Source organism: Chryseolinea soli (assembly GCF_003589925.1).
Classification (GTDB): Bacteria; Bacteroidota; Bacteroidia; order Cytophagales; family Cyclobacteriaceae; genus Chryseolinea; species Chryseolinea soli.
Genome location: NZ_CP032382.1, coordinates 3,022,765 through 3,038,996 on the forward strand (window position 1 = coordinate 3,022,765; position 16,232 = coordinate 3,038,996).

The window sequence follows — 16,232 nt, forward strand, 5'->3', positions numbered from 1 at the left end:
TGTTAGGTTGGTAGGTTGTTGTTAGTCTTTGAATACGTTTCCTTTTTTATCCGTGGCCACCACGTAGCGCAAGCCGGCAACGATGATCCGGTTTTGCGTAGCGTCCATGAAGATCTTGCTGCCGTGGCCGATGTTCATGTAGACCATGCGGTATTTCGTGTTGGTCCACATCACGGGCGTGTCGCCGTCGTGGATGATGTCTTTCAAGCCCAGGGGATAGTTGTCGGCAGAGAGCGAAGCAAGGATCTTCACATCTTTATTCTCCCGGGGACTGGGCTTCCACTGGTACCACTCGTTGGTCGGTGCAATATAGGATTCGGGGAGCCCTTTGGTGATGGGGTGCGTGTGGTCTTCGATCACCAGTTTGGCGGGCATGGGAGGCCAACTGTTGGTATAGAACACGGCCCCTCCGAGGAACTGTACAAACCAAGGCCAATGTGTATCCTTATCGTTGTAGGCGGCCACGTGAAAACCAAACCAGCCGCCACCGTTTTCCATGTAGCGCGTAAAGGCGTTGCGCTGTTCCTGGTTGTGGGGGAAATCGTTCAGCATCATCACCACGGAATAGTCTCTCAGCTTCTGGTCGTTGAGGTCGCTCATGTTGCTGGTGGTGTCGAACACGAAGCCGTTACCTGACGTGAGATCTTTGAAGAACCGGATGGCGTCGCGAGCGAAGTCTACGTGGTCGCGTTCAACTTTGTTGGAGTAGAAAGCAAGCACCTTAAAACGCGGGAATTGCGCCAAGGCCTCGCGACTACCGCTCACGAGCAGCAACAGGCAAAGCACAACTTTGAAATGGGAAAAATTCATAAGAGCCAAATTACGATGTGACATCTGCCGGGACAAGAGCGCCCAGCTTTTTTTACCGTGCGGTCCACAAGATACTACAAAGAAACTTTACGCCCTCCTTTGCGTCGTAGCGCCTTTGCAGTTTAACTTTATAAAAAAACGCCATGCCCATGAAACGCAAAACCCTCGGAACCTCTACTGTAACCGTAACACCCATAGCCTTTGGTGCCTGGGCCATAGGCGGATGGATGTGGGGCGGAGCCGAAGACGCCGCAGCCTTGCGCGCCCTCAAGGCTTCATTCGACGCCGGCATCACCACCATTGACACGGCGCCCATCTATGGTTTTGGCAAAAGCGAAGAACTGGTAGGCAAGGCCATGGCAGGCATCGCCCGTGACAAATACGAGATCCTCACCAAGTATGGCATGAATTGGAAGACTAACCAGGGCGAGTTTTATTTCGATACTACCGACAACAACGGCAAGCCTACGAAAGTGTACAAGTACTCCTCCAAGGCCGCCGTCATCAGCGAGTGCGAAGACAGCTTGCGGCGTTTAAAAACGGATTATATAGATCTGTATCAAATCCATTGGGCCGACACTACCACACCCATATCCGAAACGATGGAAGCCGTGGCTACGCTCATCCAACAAGGAAAAGTGCGCGCCGCGGGCGTGTGTAACTATTCTGCTGCCCAAGTGAACGAAGCCTTGAAAACGGTGAACATCGTTTCCAACCAGGTGCCCTATAGCCTGGTGAACCGCGGCATCGAGAAGGACCTGGTGCCGCAAGCCATACAAAAAAAGTTGAGCATCATTCCCTACAGCCCGTTGCAACGCGGCTTGCTCACCGGCAAGATCAAACCCGGTCATGTCTTTGGTCCGGGCGATACGCGTGAGAATAACAAGTTCTACAAAGATGAAAACATCGCCCGTGTTAACGCGATGTTGGAGACCTTGAAACCTATCGCGGAAAAACACAAAGCCACACTCACGCAACTCATCATCAACTGGACAACACGACAACCCGCGATGGATTGCGTGCTCGTGGGAGCCCGTGATGAGAAACAAGTGACGGACAATGTCAGGGCGCTGGATTTTGTGTTGAGCGATGAAGAATTAACTGCGATTGTAAAAGCAGTGAATGCGCTGGCCTTAGTGGATTAAAGCCGCGAGATCATCGATCCTTTGCAATAGCTGAAAAAATTCCCCTGCAACTTTAGCCCTGGGCCCAGCGTTGCAATTGCCCCCAAGTTTTCACCTTCTTAACATAAGGAAAATAGTTTGGAAACAAACGGGCTGTAGCCGGCGCGTCGGCCTCGACTACATCACTTTATTCATCGCCATGTATTCCTTGATGTGCTGAATGGTCTCCGGCACGTCTTTGCTGACCAGCACGTTATAGCTGCCAATATTTTTGAAAAAACGGATCGTGATCTCATCCTGGTTCAGCAGAATAATTTTTTTCTTCGACTTCAACGCCAGCGCTACTTCCGAAGCCGTACCTGCGGCCATACCCAACACCACCATGACGTGGCACGACAACACACTGATGTAGTTGCGGCCGCTGCCCATGCTGGTGACGATCTTTATTTGTGCATGATCGGAAGAGCCTTTCTCGTTTTCACCGGGCAGGATGCCAATCGTGAGTCCGCCGCCTTCTGTGGCGCCTTTTAGCGCGGCATCCATAATGCCAAAGCTCCGGCCACCCGTGAGCGTGATCCATCCTTGTTTGGCAATGGCTTTGCCCAGGTCGAAGGCCATGATATTTTCGTCGGGCGTGGCATTCTCGCCAGGACCCAGAACACCGATAATTATTTTTGAGGGAGACATAAGAGGCTTTATTCTAAGCACTGCAATTTAAAGGCAGTCGCCCAGAGTAACAAAAAATTCAACGATCAATCGTCAAATTCATGGTTACAATCACTGCATCGGAAGACTTTTTCGTGGGGAAAGAATATTCCGAAGAAAAGCACGTTCAGGGCGTGCCCTAATTTCAGGTTGTACCGCTGCGGGAAGTCACGCACAATGTTCTTGGATAGACAACGCGGGCAGGCATAACCGCCATCGTCGTGCACCAACAAGTTTTTTTCTTCCACGATCTGCTGTGCCCGTTCGGCATCGTTGGCGAAAAGATGGAGTCGCACGTTGAAGATCATCAGACTATTTGCGCCCGGATAGAGGTTGGCCATGTTTTCTTCCGTAAGAAAACAGGGTATGCCATAGGCGTCGAGCTTCGCCTTCACGATGTTGGCTTCGATCGCGTTGTCGAATTGTTGGAATACGATGATATCGTCAGGGCCGGGCATCATTCAATTTTATCAGCTTCACCACATAGCCGCCACCCGGGGCCATGTTGATCGTGAGTTTTGAGTTTTTATCCACCAAGGCATATCCCATGCGATAGTCCTCACTGTTTTTAGTGGCATTCGGGCCGTCTTCACACGTAAACGCGCGATAACTCCCGTTGTTCAAGAACGAAAGGTCGACGGTTATCGTTCGTGGCGTCCAGTCGGTCATCGCCGCCAGGTACCAGTCGTTGTCTTTTCGCCTCGCCACCACCAGGTAGTCGCCCACCTTGGCATCGGGCACGACCGTGTCGTCCCATGCGGTGGGCAGCGAGGCCAGGTAGGTGGTGTAGGCAATCTCGGGCCAGGCATCGGACGGGTTGCCCGAAAAAATTTGCATCGGGCTGTCATAGGCCACAAACATGGCCAACTGGTGACACCGCGTGCCTTGCGACATCACCATGTCGCGCAAGGGGCGGAACGTTTGTTGATTGGCATTTTTATAGAACCCCGGCTCATAATCCATCGGCCCGCCCACCATGCGGATAAAGGGAATGAGCAGGTCGTGTTCCGGCGAGGCTTTTTCACTCCAAATGTTGTACTCCGAACCCAGCACGGCCTCCCGCGAAATAGCATTGGGATACGTGCGCTCGAAGCCAGCACCCTTGAAGGCGCCATGAAACATGATCATGATCTTATGCCGCGCCGCCGCCTCGGCCATGCGTTGATAGAAGGCCACCGTCTTTTGATCGTCGCGATCCATGAAATCGGTGAGGATCAATTTTACATCCAGCTTTTGAAACAGGACCATCGCTTCTTCGAGTTGACGATCGAGGGTCATGGCCAACGTCCACAGCATGATGTGAATGTTTTTTGTTTTGGCATACGCGGCCACGGCTTCCAGGTCGAGACCCGGTGTGATCTTGAACAGGTCGTTGTTGTCGGACCAGCCCGCATCCAGCATCACATACTGCATCCCAAACCGGCTGGCAAAGTCGATGTAGTGTTGATAAGTAGCGGTATTGATGCCCGGTTTGAAATCCACACCGCGCAAGTTGGCGCCGCAGATCCACTCGTCGGTGCCGATCCCGGGTGTAACCCACGACCAGTCCGTTTGCTTTGCCGGCGTGGCCAGGCGATAAGACATGTCGTTCAGCAACAGGTCGCCGTCTTTTTCGGCCAGTCCGATAATGCGCCAGGGAAAGGAGCGTGTGCCTTGTGTTTTGGCGATATAGTTTTTGCGCGCCGTCACGATCCATTGCCTGAACTCGCCATCCTGGATTTCTTCCTTGGCGGGATACGGAGCAAAATCGCCTCGCAATCCATTTTGCAGTGTGCCCCGCACAAACATGCCGGGATAGTTCAGTAGATCCGACTCGGTGATCACTACTTTGCGTGCGCCTCCATCAACTAAAACTGGATTAAACGCTAGCTGATCGTGTTTGAATTGTGTGAGCGGTTGAACGGTGTAGGGTTCTTCAAAACTGGTGTGAAAAATATCGACCTTCTCGCGTTTTTGAACCAGGGGCAGATACCCCGTAGCGTCTCCCGGGAAACGGAACGTGGCAATTTCTTTTTCCACGATCAATGAATCCTTGAAGGTGGTGGCGAACCGGTAGGCCACGCCATCATCGTAGGCACGAAAAACGAGGGCAAAGTTTTCGCGAAACGAAAGCGTGAGCTCACGGTAATGATCGGGAATATTTTTCCGTTTGATCGGCACGGCATTCACGATGGTCTCTTGCACCTGCCGTGTGGCTTGTTTTGTTACGTGGCTGTTAACCCCCAAGGGGATATGTGAAGTGATCAGCGCGATGGGCGAGGGGGTGACGACGGGAGTTCCTTTCACCGCCAAGGAATAATAAACCGAATCGGCCACGCGCACCGTCAATGTGATGGCCCCAGCGGGAGAGGTGAGCGTATAATTTTTCTGGGCTACGGCCGTCGCCGAAAGGGCGATGAAGAGAAGCAAAATCCCTGTTGGCCTGCACGCCACAAATCCACATCTTTGCATCCAACAAGATAACGAAAAGCTGCAGATGAAACGACTTATTGTTGACATGGACGATGTTATTGCCGATGCCACCGGCCAGATCCTCCACTATTACGAACAGGAATTTGGCGTGCGCGTGCCCCGCGAAAGCCTCAATAACAAAGAAGAACTGGAAGGCTTTCCCGACCACCACGAAAAGATCCAACAATTTCTCTACCGTGAAAATTTTTTTCGCACCATGACCCCCCATCTCGACAGCCGCGAGGTGATGGCCGAACTAAACAAGAAATACGAATTGTTCATCGTGTCGGCGGCCATGGAATTTCCCCAGTCCCTTCCCGAAAAACTGGCGTGGCTGAACGAATATTTCCCGTTCCTCACCTGGAAACAAATTGTTTTCTGCGGAAGCAAAGCGGTAGTACACGGCGACTATATGATCGACGACCTGCCCCACAACCTGGAACGCTTCAATGGCGAAAAGTTTATCTACACCGCACCCCACAACATGCACATCCACCTCTACAACCGGTTGAACAGCTGGAAGGAAGTGGGCGACCGGTTGCTTTAGGATGCTTGCTTAATCCAGCTTGACCGAGGTCATGGAAATCGAACCCATCGTGGTCTTGTCGTTAAAGAACGACAGGGCATCGTGTTTGTCTTTCACACCCAGCGTGTAGAGTAACGGCAGGTAATGATCCGGGGTTGGGATGGACAACGCCGCGGCCTTGCCCAGGTCCTGAAAATTGATGAGCGCCTGGTGATTGTTTTCTGAAATCAATCGCTTGAACGTCTGGTTCATCTCATCAGCCCAATCGTAACCTCCATCGGGTTTGTTCCAGTCGAGAATGCGCAGGTTGTGCACCATGTTGCCGCTGCCGATGATGAGCACGCCTTTTTTGCGCAGGGCGGCAAGTTCGGTAGCCAGGTCATAATGGTATTGTGCGCTTTTGTTGTAGTCGATGCTTAATTGAAGCACGGGAATGTTGGCGTCCGGATACATATTCTTCACCACCGACCAACTGCCGTGGTCGAGACCCCAGTCGTGATCCAGGTGAACTTTCGTTTTCTTGATCAGCGCAGCCGTCTCTTCCGCCAGCTTGGGATGGCCGGGTGCAGGATATTGCACGTCAAATAAGGCTTGAGGGAAACCACCAAAGTCGTGGATGGTTTGGGGATTGGCCATGGCCGTGATGGCCGTGCCGCGCGTGAGCCAGTGTGCGGAGACCACGAGCACCGCCTGCGGCGTTGGGATTTCCTTCCCCATGGTGGCCCAGCGTTGGCTGAACGCGTTGTCTTCAATGCCGTTCATGGGGCTGCCGTGTCCAATAAAGAGGGCCGGCATCTTTCGATCCTGAACGGGCAACGTATCGCTAAAATTTTTGAGATCGGTTAAAGCATTCATAGCAGAGATATGCGCGAGGGAAGATAGAACAAAGTCCCTACGGTTCATGGGCACAACGTGATAAGTTTTTTAGAGGAATTAGATTGCATCAACAAGCTCCACCCTTCGATAAACCCCTCTCACCATGAAGGGGGAGATTGTGTGATGCAAAATTTTTATTGTGATGAGCCGCTTATGCTTTCACGAACTCGGCGAGTACTTCAATTTTCACGTCGTCACCTACCACGATGCCGCCGGTTTCCGTGAGGGCGCTCCAATTCAAACCGAATTCTTTGCGGTTGATCTTGCCGGTGATTTCAAAGGCAGCGACATCGAAGCTACCGCCAAAGCCTTTCACAGTGCCGTTATATTCTACAGCCAAGGCCACTTCTTTCGTGGTGCCGCGAATGGTCAGATCGCCGTTCAGCTCGTAGTTGTTGCCGGATTTCTTTTTGAATGATTTCGATACGAAAGTGATCGCAGGGTGGTTGGCGGCGTCAAAGAAATCAGGCGATTTCAAGTGACCATCGCGTTGACCGTTTTTCGTGTCGATGCTGTCTACGATAGCTTCGAACGTCACTTTGGCGTCTGTAAAATCTTCCTTGCTGCTGTCAACAGTAGCCGAAAAAGTGTTAAAGTTTCCAGAAATGGTGGATACCACTAAGTGTTTTACTTTGAATTTCACTTCCGAGTGGTTGGGATCAAGTTTCCAGGTCGACATAATAAAGCGTGTTTAAGTGTTAATAGATTCGTTTTTGTTTATATGTTGTCTCAGCGACAATTGTATATACAACAAATGTAGACTTCAGAAGTTCACGACCCTCGGATTTTTTTAATTTATTTTTGAATTGTGCGTTTTTAGGCTCCCTAGGCCATTTTTTATATCTTTCCAGTCCCATCACCGCTAAACTCAAGGCCATGCGCTACCGGCTTCTCTCTATTATAATGCTTTTGGCCGCCCCGGCACTTGGGCAGGTGATCACCCAGGCCCAGCAAAAAGCCTTGAATGCCTATGTGGACTATGCCAACCAATCGGCGGAGGAAGTAACGGCGGTTGTGAAAAGCATTATGAACTATTATCCGGAGATGCACCGCGAAAAAAGGTTTTCGACCCCGCGCTATGTCTGCCCGGTCCAGTTGGAAGACTATTATTTGAAAACAGCCCGGGACCTCACCAAATCCATCCCGCCCAACGATGCATCCAACCTCACGGCACAACTGAACGCCTTGCGCGAAGCTTCCGAACAAATCGACACCAAGTGCAAGGAGCTGGACACCTATCACAAGTTGGAAGACTATAAACAAGACAATTTTGAAAAAGCGAACCAGATCATTCTGGCGCTGCAAGACTTGGTAGGACAATATGCGCAGAAGCAACGTGATCTGGCCAATGGGTTGGAAGTCACCTTTCGAAAACTCAATCGCTATATCGCCGCGAATCCGTATCACAAAACGGATCAGATGATGCTCCAACAGATCGCCCGCGAAAAATCTTTCATCGACACCTGGACGTTCAACCTGGATGAGTCGGTGCATTCCGGCTGGCCCGTAGATAAGCTGGAGAAAAGCATTGCCGATACCGATGCACAACTCAAAACATTCAGCGCCTACAAACCCGCTCTGAAATATCCGGCCTCGAGCATGTATCCATCTTTCCAGGAAGCCATGGGCGACATGCTGGAAGTGAAACGCAACGGATTGGACGGCTATAACTTCGAAGCCAAAAAATCGGATCGCCACAGCAACCAGGTATACCTGGACCTCATCAACTATTACAACGGTGTGCTGGTGTCGAACTACAATACGTTTATGGATTTCGCCGCGGGCGACTATAATGGTCTGAAGGCTTTCAAATATGTGCCGGCCTTTGGCGTCCGCGCGCAGCCGAAATCAGACGGCGTCAGCGTAAAGCCATTCGACGACATCAAGCATCCCAACTTTGTCCCGCCAAAACAAAAGACGGCGATCGGCAAGCCGGCGTTTGATGCACTGAACAACTATATCGATTTTATTAATGAAGGCGAACGCCAACTGCGCTATATACACATGGTGCTGCGAAATTTAAACTCAAGCGCGGCCTATTACGAGACACTCGACTCGTTTGCCGGTCACGGCGGCTTGTCGTATGACTACAAAGATTACCAGGTGCCGTTATCACTCTTTCAAAAGACGGTTTCCGAAAGCGAGTCTCTCCCCGCAAACTTTGCCAAAGTGCTGAACGACCAGGCATCGGTGTTGCTCGGCATCCTGAAAGAAATGGATCAGCAAAGTGCCTCGCTGCAAATGGACGTTTCGGGGAAACAATATGAGAAAGACCACCTGAAAAACATTTTTAGTATTCTCGACAGAAATAAAACCCTGTACGATATTTTCGACGCCAAGAAAGAGCAGTTGTATAATGACGTGCGCAGCGTGTACGAATCCTATCCGCCTGCGGACCCCGCGAATTCGTGGTACGTTTCGGGGCGTGCGCTGCAAAGCCTCATCGACACCGACCATGAGCAACTGTTCATCGCCAAGGCCCGCTACCAGGGCGACTCCAGTGCCCAACTCGCCACAGCAAAGCTCAATCAGCAAGTGCGCGACGTGCTCGCAAAGGAATATGCCAACATGAAGGGTATCGAGAAATATGGGCGCAACAACGGTCTTTGTCCATATACGCCCTACGAGGACATGCCACAATCTTCGAAAGCCCTCAGCGAGCTGCTCACGAAATTCAGACAACCCAAAGGCGGCAACTACGAACACCCTTATCACGACATGGTGTATCAATACAACGACGCCATCGACGACCTCAACAAATTCAGCGAGCTCTCCAAAACGATTTTTTTACTGCGTGGCGTAAAACAACCGGAATTTTTCGAGGTGACGCACAGCGATAAAAAAGCAGAAAACAAAACGCCCGATGCCAACGGGGCGCCGGCCGTGGGTACCGTGGCGACAGGGAAGAGCAATGCACCGGCCACCCCACCGAGTTCCAGCACCAACACGGCGGCCAAAACCAAGAGCGCTCCACCCAAAACCAAGGTGTTGCACGACACGATCTACATCGAGAAGCGCGACACGATCTACCTGGGCGCCCCGGGAGAGAACCTGCGTTCGATGGAAGGCTATGCCTCCAACAACATGATCCTGCTGCTGGATGTCTCGGGTTCCATGAACACACCGGAAAAGCTCCCACTGCTAAAAGCATCCGTACTCGACCTGCTTTCCATGATGCGCCAGGAAGACGAAGTATCCATCATCGCTTTCTCGGGCAAACCGAAAGTATTGCTGGAGGGCGCCTCGTTCAAGGAAGACGAAAAGATCAAAAAAGCCATCAACGACTTGAAATCGGCGGGCAAAACCGATGGCAATGCCGGCATAAAGCTGGCCTATAAAGTAGCCGACGATAATTATATCCGCGGCGGCAACAACCGCATCATCCTGGCCACGGACGGCGAGTTCGCCCTCAGTGAAGAGTCGCTCCAACTGATTGAAAAGTTCTCCAAAGAAGACATCTATCTCTCCGTTTTCAACTTTGGAAAAGGCATGGGCTCCTCCAAAAGCCTGGAGCGATTCGCCGCCTTGGGCAAAGGCAACTACGAATACATCTCCAAAGAGAACGTAGATTACAAACTCATCCGTGAAGCCAAAGCCAAACGGAAAAAGTAGCCTTTGCCTGCCCGCCGAAGCTTCAGCGAAGGAGGGCGCCTTTCTTTGCTCGCCGACTTGCCCGGTCGTAGCTTTAGCGAAGACGGGAGCTTTGGCAAGTTGTGGCGGTTAAAACTTTTTCCGAAACCGTTGTAACATCCCCGAAACCTCACCGTCTTGTATTTGAATTTGACCGAATGAACATCGAAGCTTTTCAAAACCGGGTATTACCTGCTAAAAACAAGCTTTTTCGCTTCGCCCTCCGCTTTTTAGGCAACGAGGAAGAAGCCAAAGACGTGGTGCAGGAAGTCTTTATCCGGGTGTGGAATGGACGCGAGCAGATGAACGAAGTGCAGAACTGGGAGGCGTGGTGCATGCGCATCACCAAAAACCTCTCCCTCGACCGCATCCGCACCCTGGCCCGCAAACAGACCCACCCCTTGGAAACCGGCTACGATGTCCGCCAGGAAACTTTGTCACCCCATGAATCAACCGAAATACAGGAGAGCATGAACCGGGTAAGTCAATTTATAGCGGCCCTGCCCGAGAAGCAGCGCCAAGTGATACACCTCCGCGATGTGGAAGGGTATAGCTACAACGAGATCTGCGAGATCCTGGAACTGGACATGAACCAGGTGAAAGTGAACCTGTTCAGAGCACGGAATGCCGTGCGTGAAAAATTGATGAAGATAAACGCGTATGGACTCTAACAAAATAGAAGCACTGCTCCAAAAATACTGGAACTGCGAGACGACGCTCGAAGAAGAGCAACAGCTGCGCCAGTATTTCAGGGACGAGGCCATTCCCGAACAATGGAAAGAAACGGCGGCCATGTTCCGCTACTTTGAGGAGAACAAAAAAAAATCCCTCAACGATGTAGCATTCGATAGCCGCGTGATGGCCAAGGTGCAAACACCAAAACGCGGTAAAATGGTGAAGTTCTTTTACAACACCATGCGCATCGCCGCCGGCGTAACGGTGCTGCTCACCGCCACCTGGTTCATCCGCAACGAAGTACGCAAAACAACACCCCAGGAAATGGTCGACACCTACGACGATCCGAAGCTCGCCTTCGAAGAAACCAAAAAGGCGCTGCTCATGATCTCGAAAAGTTTTGGAACCGCCGAAACGCAGGCCAAGAAAATAAACATGTTCAACGAAGCCCAGGAAGAAATCAAGAAAAAAGATACGAAGCTATAGCGCAGGGCCCTGCTCAAATACTTCAACCGAAAGCAGAAAAAAGAAAAACAACCGAAGTTAAAAGGATCAGTAAACAAGGAAATTCAAGATACTATGAAAAAGATAATCGCAGCAGTGGTTTTGATGTTGGTAGCGACAGGCGGATTTGCACAGGATGCCATATCGAAATTCTTTAGTAAATACCAGGCCGACGAAACCTTCAGCCAGGTGACCGTCTCCAGCAAAATGTTCGGCCTCTTCACCAACATGGAAGCCGACACGCCCGAAGACAAGGAAGTGTTGAACGCCATCAGCAAATTGAAAGGCCTGCGCATCCTGGCCAAGGAAGATGCCCGCAACGCACGCGAACTCTACAAGGAAGCCTTCACGCTCATTCCCATGAAAGACTATGAAGAACTTCTGTCGGTTCGCGACAAAGACAAAGACATGAAATTCCTCATCAAGGAATCGGGTGGAAAGATCTCCGAACTGATCATGATCATGGGAGGTACAAAAGACTTTATGGTGATGACGCTCTTTGGCGAAATAGACCTGAAGCAAGTTTCCCGCATCGGCAAAAAGATGAACGTCGAAGGATTGGAGAAACTGGAGAAAATGAATCAGCCCGACAAATCGGACAAGCAACCCGAGAAGAAGAATTAACCCCAAAAATCATGGCCCGGCCCGCGACTTCGTGCAACGGCCGGGCCATGATCTGCATCTGTCAGGTAGATCAAACCCTACAAGCCCATGAAAACATTCATAGCCTCCGTCATCCTGACCGGTCTCATCAGCACCAGCCTGGCCCAAAGCACCAGCTTCACCACCTTCCGCGAAAAATTTATTGGTGAAGAGGACGTTCACCATTTTAGCATCAACGGATTTTTTACCCGCATGATCCTGCGCATCGCCACCGAAGACGAGTTTAATAAAGCGGTGAAGGAAGTTAAGAACATCCGGCTGGTCACGGTACCCAAAGCTGCATTCGAAAAACAGAAGGTGACCGTCGATGGCTTCAAACATGAATTGAGCAAAGACGCCTTCGAAGAATTGGCCCATGCGAAGGAACAAGGAAAAAATATTACCCTCTATATTCAGTCAACCTTAAAGCACGACAACCGTTACATGGTATTAATAGACGAGCCCTATGTAGTAACGCTCGTCGAGTTCAGGGGTAAAGTAGACCCCGATGTCCTGTTAAAGAACGGACCTTTATCATTCAATAAACCCCAGTAATCTCAACGCCTATGCGCCCGAAGTTTGTAGCCGGTTTGGTATTTGCCATGATGCTTTCCATAGCGTCGCTCTACGGTCAAACCAAAACCACCGAAGCCTTACACAAGCAAAACCAGGACGCTCTTTCGCTGTTCTTTTACAACAACACCTTGCGCATGCTCAACCAGGGCGACGACAAGGATTTTGACGCGCTCATCAAGGACATCGAGAAAATGAAATTTCTTATGATCGAGAAGAGCGCCAGCTTTGGCGCAACCCAATACAAAAAGCTGGTGGCCAACTACAAGGCCGAGTCGTTCGAAGAGATCATGACCAGCCGTTACCAAGGGAGGAACTTCGATGTTTTCCTCAAGGAACAAAGCGGCAAAACGCAAGGCATGGTCGTGACCGTGAACGACTCCACCAACCTCTTTGTGCTCGACATCGTGGGCAGCATCGCGCTCGACAAGGTTACCACGCTGTTCAAGCAGCTGGATGAAAGTGCCGACATTGGAAAGAAGATCAGAGACTTCGCGAAAAAGGATTAACTTTCTGTAATCCAACTTTCCCCTCGCCGACTTATTCATCAAAATCACGCCATCTTGAAAACAGTTCTCTCCATCAAAGGACTCACCAAAGATTTCGGACGCCTCCGTGCCGTGAACCAGCTCAACCTGGAGGTGCAACAAGGACAAGTCTTCGGTATGCTGGGCCCCAACGGCAGCGGCAAAACCACTACGTTGGGCATGCTCATGGGAGTTATAAATCCCACCGGAGGAGAGTTCACCTGGTTTGGTGAACCGCCTACCCATACCCTTCGAAAAAAGATCGGCGCGGTGTTGGAGCATCCGATCTTTTATCCCTACCTCAGCGGGCAAAAAAATCTTGAGCTGAACGCCATGATCAAAGAATGCCCCACCGACAACATCGCCAAAGTGCTGGACTTGGTGGAGCTCTCCGGAAGAAAGGACGACAAGTATAAAACCTATTCCCTGGGCATGAAGCAACGCCTGGCGATTGCGTCGGCATTGTTGAACGAACCCACCGTGCTGATCCTCGATGAACCCACCAACGGTCTCGACCCGATGGGCATCGCCGAAATTCGCGAGCTCACGAAGAAGATCGCGGCCAGCGGTAAGACCATTATCCTGGCGAGTCACTTGTTGGATGAAGTACAGAAAGTATGCACACACTTCGCCGTGCTCAAAAAAGGCAACCTCATTCACACCGGCCCGGTCGATGACGTGGGCAGAGGCTCGGAGACCGTGGAGGTTCAGGCAGACGTGGCGAACCTGAGCGAACTGCTATTGGATTTTTCGGGCACCGCATCGATCAACCGCGAGAACGGATATTTCCAGGTAACGCTGCGCGACGATTTTCATGGCAAAGACCTCAACCGCTTTTTGTTCGACAAAGGCGTGGTGGCCAGTCACCTGGTCACGAAGAAGAAGAGTCTCGAGAAAATGTTTTTGGAAATACTTTCAGAACACTAAACGATCATGCTGCTACACCTGCTCAAAATAGATCTCAAGAAGCTCACCAGCTACAGAACGTTCTGGGTTGTGTGTGGCTTGTATTTTATCACGATCGGATTTTCCACCGCCAGCGGCATGGAGTTTTTGAAATGGCTGGCCAGCCTCATCGAAGGCTTCGGACAAAAGATCAACATCGATCGCATTCCGCTGTATCACTTTCCCGATGTGTGGCTGAACCTGGTGTGGTGGAGCGGCTTTTTCAAAGTGCTGCTGGGCATCATGACCGTAATCTCCATTACGAATGAATACACCTATCGCACGTTGCGTCAAAACGTGATCGACGGTTTGAGCCGGTGGGAATTTTTGTTGACGAAAATCCTGACCAATTTCTTACTGAGCGTGCTCAGCGTCGTACTCATTTTTTTCATCGCGCTCATCACGGGATTTATCTATACGCCCGAGATCAATTGGAGCTATGTGTTTACCGATCTCGAATTTTACCCGGCCTACCTGCTGGAGGTTTTTTCCTATCTCTCCTATGCATTGATGCTGGGTATATTGGTGCAACGCTCGGGGCTTACCATCATCTTGTTGTTGCTTTCTCATTTACTGGAGTTCATCGTTAAGACCAACATCGACGACTATATGCCGTGGATTATTCCGTTTTTTCCGATGGAATCCATCAGCGCGCTGATAAAGATGCCGTTATATCGATATGCGTTCCAGGAGATCCAAGACTACGTAGATCCCCTGTCCGTTGCGGTTGCATTTGCATGGATGGTCGCCTTCAATTATTTCAGTTACCTGAAGCTGAAGCGCTCGGATTTGTAAAACCATTCGTCGCCAAATGCTGCGTACCGCAATATTTCAAAAAAGCCCAACCCCGCAATTATTGCCCATATAAGCCCTGTCGACAAGCCAAAGACTTTCGTCGATGAATGATCGGCATCAAAGTTGATTGGGGGTTCCCTTTACAAAATTGGGAAATTTGCACGCCTAGCCGGGTGGTTTCATGCGGTTACAACCGGGGAACGCATCGGATACATGTCGAGATGGGCTTCTCTGTTTGATTCAAAATACCTCTCTTTGACTACATCAAACAGAAACGACTATGAAAACAAGACTATTGCTTTTATTGAGTGTTTCCGTATTACTCTTTGCATGTACAGAAGGAGAAGACAGGGAATCGCCGATGTGGGGTATTGATTTTTCAGATGAAGCGTCTTCCGGTTTTGCCATAGGCTCCGTTGACAAACAGAACGATGGCGCGAAGATCACCTACATTGCCAAGGCCGCCAACGTACAGCATGTGAAGGATGATGTCTATTTATTGACATATGCTTTCCAAAGCGGCGATCAGCTGCAATTGACCATTACAAAAAAGACGACAGACTATAACTATCACTTCCCCGGCACCACCACCGAAAATCAAATCATCGTAGCGATGTTCAACGGCGAAACGTTGGACCTCATCGCCAGCGACGTTTCCATTCAACCCCGCTCGGAAGAAAATAAACTCTACACCGTCACAAACCTGCACACCACAAGCTCAGGCGACTTCAACGGCACCATCGGCCGCGTCCCGCTATTAGAATAACCAACCCCAAGGATTCACACACAAACAAATCAGAAGCGGGAAGGCTGACTGGAAAAAATAGTCACATCGCGTGTGGGCTATTGAAGGCTGAAAGACTTCCCAAACAATGGCCCCGGGTGCAAACCCGGGGTTATAAGTTTCAGGCCACTTCAACCCCGAAGAGGCTAGGGGTTCAAAAATTCGATCGGGTTCAAATAAAACATTTTCTTCCACCCCTGTGGCGCTGTATCCATTCTCCAGGGATAGGGAATCAATGTGGCAATAGAATAATGGAGATGCGCCGGCTTGCCTTTCGCATTCCCCGTCGTTCCAACCGTTCCTATTTGCTCCCCCTGATGCGCCCAGGAAAAAATGTTTGCATCAATGCGTTGAAGATGCGCGTAATAATGCACACGCCATTTCGGCCCCAGGATCAAAACGACGTTTCCACCCATCTTAAGTTCCCCCGTATAGATCACCCATCCCCCCGTTGCCGAACTCACCGCCGTTCCCTCTTTTGCAAAAATATCGACGCCTTTGTGGGTGCCCGACTTTCCCCAGGGATAATACCAAAACGATTTGGGATGATAGCTCTTGCGATCGGCGCCGGCCACGGGGTTCACAACGTGTTGGGGTAACCAGAAACCTACCGCGATGATCGCCAGCACGATAAACGCGAATACCTGCTTTTTTGAATATTTCAT

Annotated in this window: 18 protein-coding genes; 11 read left to right on the forward strand and 7 right to left on the reverse strand. The window is 50.6% G+C overall.

What is annotated here, in order from left to right:
- Nucleotides 1–21: 21 nt before the first annotated feature.
- Entirely contained in the window at nt 22–810 is a 789-nt protein-coding gene (locus D4L85_RS13010) for a ThuA domain-containing protein (protein WP_119754714.1), read from the reverse strand.
- 149 nt (nt 811–959) lie between these two features.
- On the opposite strand from D4L85_RS13010, the gene D4L85_RS13015 reads away from it, so the two are divergent.
- Nucleotides 960–1,955 carry an aldo/keto reductase gene (locus D4L85_RS13015; RefSeq protein WP_119758769.1) on the forward strand — a complete coding sequence of 332 codons (996 nt, stop codon included), beginning with the start codon at nt 960–962 and terminating at the stop codon, nt 1,953–1,955.
- Nucleotides 1,956–2,111: 156 nt separating this feature from the next.
- Here the strand turns inward: D4L85_RS13015 and D4L85_RS13020 are convergent, their stop codons facing one another.
- The 3 genes from D4L85_RS13020 to D4L85_RS13030 form a co-directional block, all read right to left on the reverse strand.
- A complete protein-coding gene (locus D4L85_RS13020; protein WP_119754715.1) occupies nt 2,112–2,621 on the reverse strand; it encodes an SLOG cluster 4 domain-containing protein in 510 nt (169 codons plus the stop codon).
- 65 nt (nt 2,622–2,686) lie between these two features.
- Nucleotides 2,687–3,100: a putative signal transducing protein gene (locus tag D4L85_RS13025; RefSeq protein ID WP_119754716.1), complete on the reverse strand. Its 414-nt coding sequence runs from the start codon at nt 3,098–3,100 to the stop codon at nt 2,687–2,689.
- On the reverse strand, nt 3,084–5,048 hold the full coding sequence (locus D4L85_RS13030; protein ID WP_228450874.1) for a glycoside hydrolase family 97 protein: 1,965 nt from the start codon (nt 5,046–5,048) through the stop codon (nt 3,084–3,086). The genes D4L85_RS13025 and D4L85_RS13030 overlap by 17 nt, the downstream gene beginning before the upstream one ends.
- A gap of 67 nt (nt 5,049–5,115) precedes the next feature.
- Here D4L85_RS13030 and D4L85_RS13035 point away from each other — a divergent pair, with 67 nt between their 5' ends.
- The gene (locus D4L85_RS13035; RefSeq protein WP_119754718.1) at nt 5,116–5,637 is read left to right on the forward strand and encodes a 5' nucleotidase, NT5C type; all 522 of its coding nucleotides are present in this window, start codon (nt 5,116–5,118) and stop codon (nt 5,635–5,637) included.
- Between the two features lie 9 nt (nt 5,638–5,646).
- Here D4L85_RS13035 and ygiD read toward each other — a convergent pair whose 3' ends face one another.
- Complete coding sequence (gene ygiD, locus D4L85_RS13040; RefSeq protein WP_119754719.1) at nt 5,647–6,471, reverse strand: 4,5-DOPA-extradiol-dioxygenase; 825 nt, start codon at nt 6,469–6,471, stop codon at nt 5,647–5,649.
- A 172-nt stretch (nt 6,472–6,643) separates the two neighbouring features.
- Nucleotides 6,644–7,171: a YceI family protein gene (locus tag D4L85_RS13045; protein ID WP_119754720.1), complete on the reverse strand. Its 528-nt coding sequence runs from the start codon at nt 7,169–7,171 to the stop codon at nt 6,644–6,646.
- A 197-nt stretch (nt 7,172–7,368) separates the two neighbouring features.
- Here D4L85_RS13045 and D4L85_RS13055 point away from each other — a divergent pair, with 197 nt between their 5' ends.
- The 9 genes from D4L85_RS13055 to D4L85_RS13095 all read left to right on the forward strand — a co-directional run bounded on the left by D4L85_RS13055 (nt 7,369) and on the right by D4L85_RS13095 (nt 15,549).
- Entirely contained in the window at nt 7,369–10,104 is a 2,736-nt protein-coding gene (locus D4L85_RS13055; RefSeq protein ID WP_119754722.1) for a VWA domain-containing protein, read from the forward strand.
- A 176-nt stretch (nt 10,105–10,280) separates the two neighbouring features.
- The gene (locus D4L85_RS13060) at nt 10,281–10,793 is read left to right on the forward strand and encodes an RNA polymerase sigma factor (RefSeq protein ID WP_119754723.1); all 513 of its coding nucleotides are present in this window, start codon (nt 10,281–10,283) and stop codon (nt 10,791–10,793) included.
- A complete protein-coding gene (locus D4L85_RS13065; RefSeq protein ID WP_119754724.1) occupies nt 10,783–11,283 on the forward strand; it encodes a hypothetical protein in 501 nt (166 codons plus the stop codon). Before D4L85_RS13060 ends, D4L85_RS13065 begins: the two co-directional genes overlap by 11 nt.
- A gap of 93 nt (nt 11,284–11,376) precedes the next feature.
- Nucleotides 11,377–11,925 carry a DUF4252 domain-containing protein gene (locus D4L85_RS13070; RefSeq protein ID WP_119754725.1) on the forward strand — a complete coding sequence of 183 codons (549 nt, stop codon included), beginning with the start codon at nt 11,377–11,379 and terminating at the stop codon, nt 11,923–11,925.
- Between the two features lie 87 nt (nt 11,926–12,012).
- Nucleotides 12,013–12,498, forward strand: coding sequence for a DUF4252 domain-containing protein (locus D4L85_RS13075; protein WP_119754726.1), 486 nt, complete (start codon nt 12,013–12,015; stop codon nt 12,496–12,498).
- A gap of 11 nt (nt 12,499–12,509) precedes the next feature.
- Nucleotides 12,510–13,025 carry a DUF4252 domain-containing protein gene (locus tag D4L85_RS13080; protein WP_119754727.1) on the forward strand — a complete coding sequence of 172 codons (516 nt, stop codon included), beginning with the start codon at nt 12,510–12,512 and terminating at the stop codon, nt 13,023–13,025.
- A gap of 54 nt (nt 13,026–13,079) precedes the next feature.
- On the forward strand, nt 13,080–13,970 hold the full coding sequence (locus D4L85_RS13085; RefSeq protein ID WP_119754728.1) for an ABC transporter ATP-binding protein: 891 nt from the start codon (nt 13,080–13,082) through the stop codon (nt 13,968–13,970).
- Between the two features lie 6 nt (nt 13,971–13,976).
- On the forward strand, nt 13,977–14,783 hold the full coding sequence (locus tag D4L85_RS13090; protein ID WP_119754729.1) for an ABC transporter permease: 807 nt from the start codon (nt 13,977–13,979) through the stop codon (nt 14,781–14,783).
- 280 nt (nt 14,784–15,063) lie between these two features.
- Nucleotides 15,064–15,549 carry a hypothetical protein gene (locus D4L85_RS13095; RefSeq protein ID WP_160143701.1) on the forward strand — a complete coding sequence of 162 codons (486 nt, stop codon included), beginning with the start codon at nt 15,064–15,066 and terminating at the stop codon, nt 15,547–15,549.
- 164 nt (nt 15,550–15,713) lie between these two features.
- Here D4L85_RS13095 and D4L85_RS13100 read toward each other — a convergent pair whose 3' ends face one another.
- Complete coding sequence (locus D4L85_RS13100) at nt 15,714–16,232, reverse strand: M23 family metallopeptidase (protein WP_119754731.1); 519 nt, start codon at nt 16,230–16,232, stop codon at nt 15,714–15,716.

Excerpts from the sequence above, each read along its gene's own strand:
- D4L85_RS13055 (WP_119754722.1), top strand. The coding sequence starts at position 7,369 with ATGCGCTACCGGCTTCTCTCTATTATAATGCTTTTGGCCGCCCCGGCA.
- D4L85_RS13025 (WP_119754716.1), bottom strand. The coding sequence starts at position 3,100 with ATGATGCCCGGCCCTGACGATATCATCGTATTCCAACAATTCGACAAC.
- D4L85_RS13015 (WP_119758769.1), top strand. The coding sequence starts at position 960 with ATGAAACGCAAAACCCTCGGAACCTCTACTGTAACCGTAACACCCATA.
- D4L85_RS13010 (WP_119754714.1), bottom strand. The coding sequence starts at position 810 with ATGAATTTTTCCCATTTCAAAGTTGTGCTTTGCCTGTTGCTGCTCGTG.
- D4L85_RS13060 (WP_119754723.1), top strand. The coding sequence starts at position 10,281 with ATGAACATCGAAGCTTTTCAAAACCGGGTATTACCTGCTAAAAACAAG.
- D4L85_RS13075 (WP_119754726.1), top strand. The coding sequence starts at position 12,013 with ATGAAAACATTCATAGCCTCCGTCATCCTGACCGGTCTCATCAGCACC.
- D4L85_RS13020 (WP_119754715.1), bottom strand. The coding sequence starts at position 2,621 with ATGTCTCCCTCAAAAATAATTATCGGTGTTCTGGGTCCTGGCGAGAAT.
- D4L85_RS13035 (WP_119754718.1), top strand. The coding sequence starts at position 5,116 with ATGAAACGACTTATTGTTGACATGGACGATGTTATTGCCGATGCCACC.
- ygiD (WP_119754719.1), bottom strand. The coding sequence starts at position 6,471 with ATGAATGCTTTAACCGATCTCAAAAATTTTAGCGATACGTTGCCCGTT.
- D4L85_RS13080 (WP_119754727.1), top strand. The coding sequence starts at position 12,510 with ATGCGCCCGAAGTTTGTAGCCGGTTTGGTATTTGCCATGATGCTTTCC.
- D4L85_RS13090 (WP_119754729.1), top strand. The coding sequence starts at position 13,977 with ATGCTGCTACACCTGCTCAAAATAGATCTCAAGAAGCTCACCAGCTAC.
- D4L85_RS13045 (WP_119754720.1), bottom strand. The coding sequence starts at position 7,171 with ATGTCGACCTGGAAACTTGATCCCAACCACTCGGAAGTGAAATTCAAA.
- D4L85_RS13065 (WP_119754724.1), top strand. The coding sequence starts at position 10,783 with ATGGACTCTAACAAAATAGAAGCACTGCTCCAAAAATACTGGAACTGC.
- D4L85_RS13095 (WP_160143701.1), top strand. The coding sequence starts at position 15,064 with ATGAAAACAAGACTATTGCTTTTATTGAGTGTTTCCGTATTACTCTTT.
- D4L85_RS13100 (WP_119754731.1), bottom strand. The coding sequence starts at position 16,232 with ATGAAATATTCAAAAAAGCAGGTATTCGCGTTTATCGTGCTGGCGATC.
- D4L85_RS13070 (WP_119754725.1), top strand. The coding sequence starts at position 11,377 with ATGAAAAAGATAATCGCAGCAGTGGTTTTGATGTTGGTAGCGACAGGC.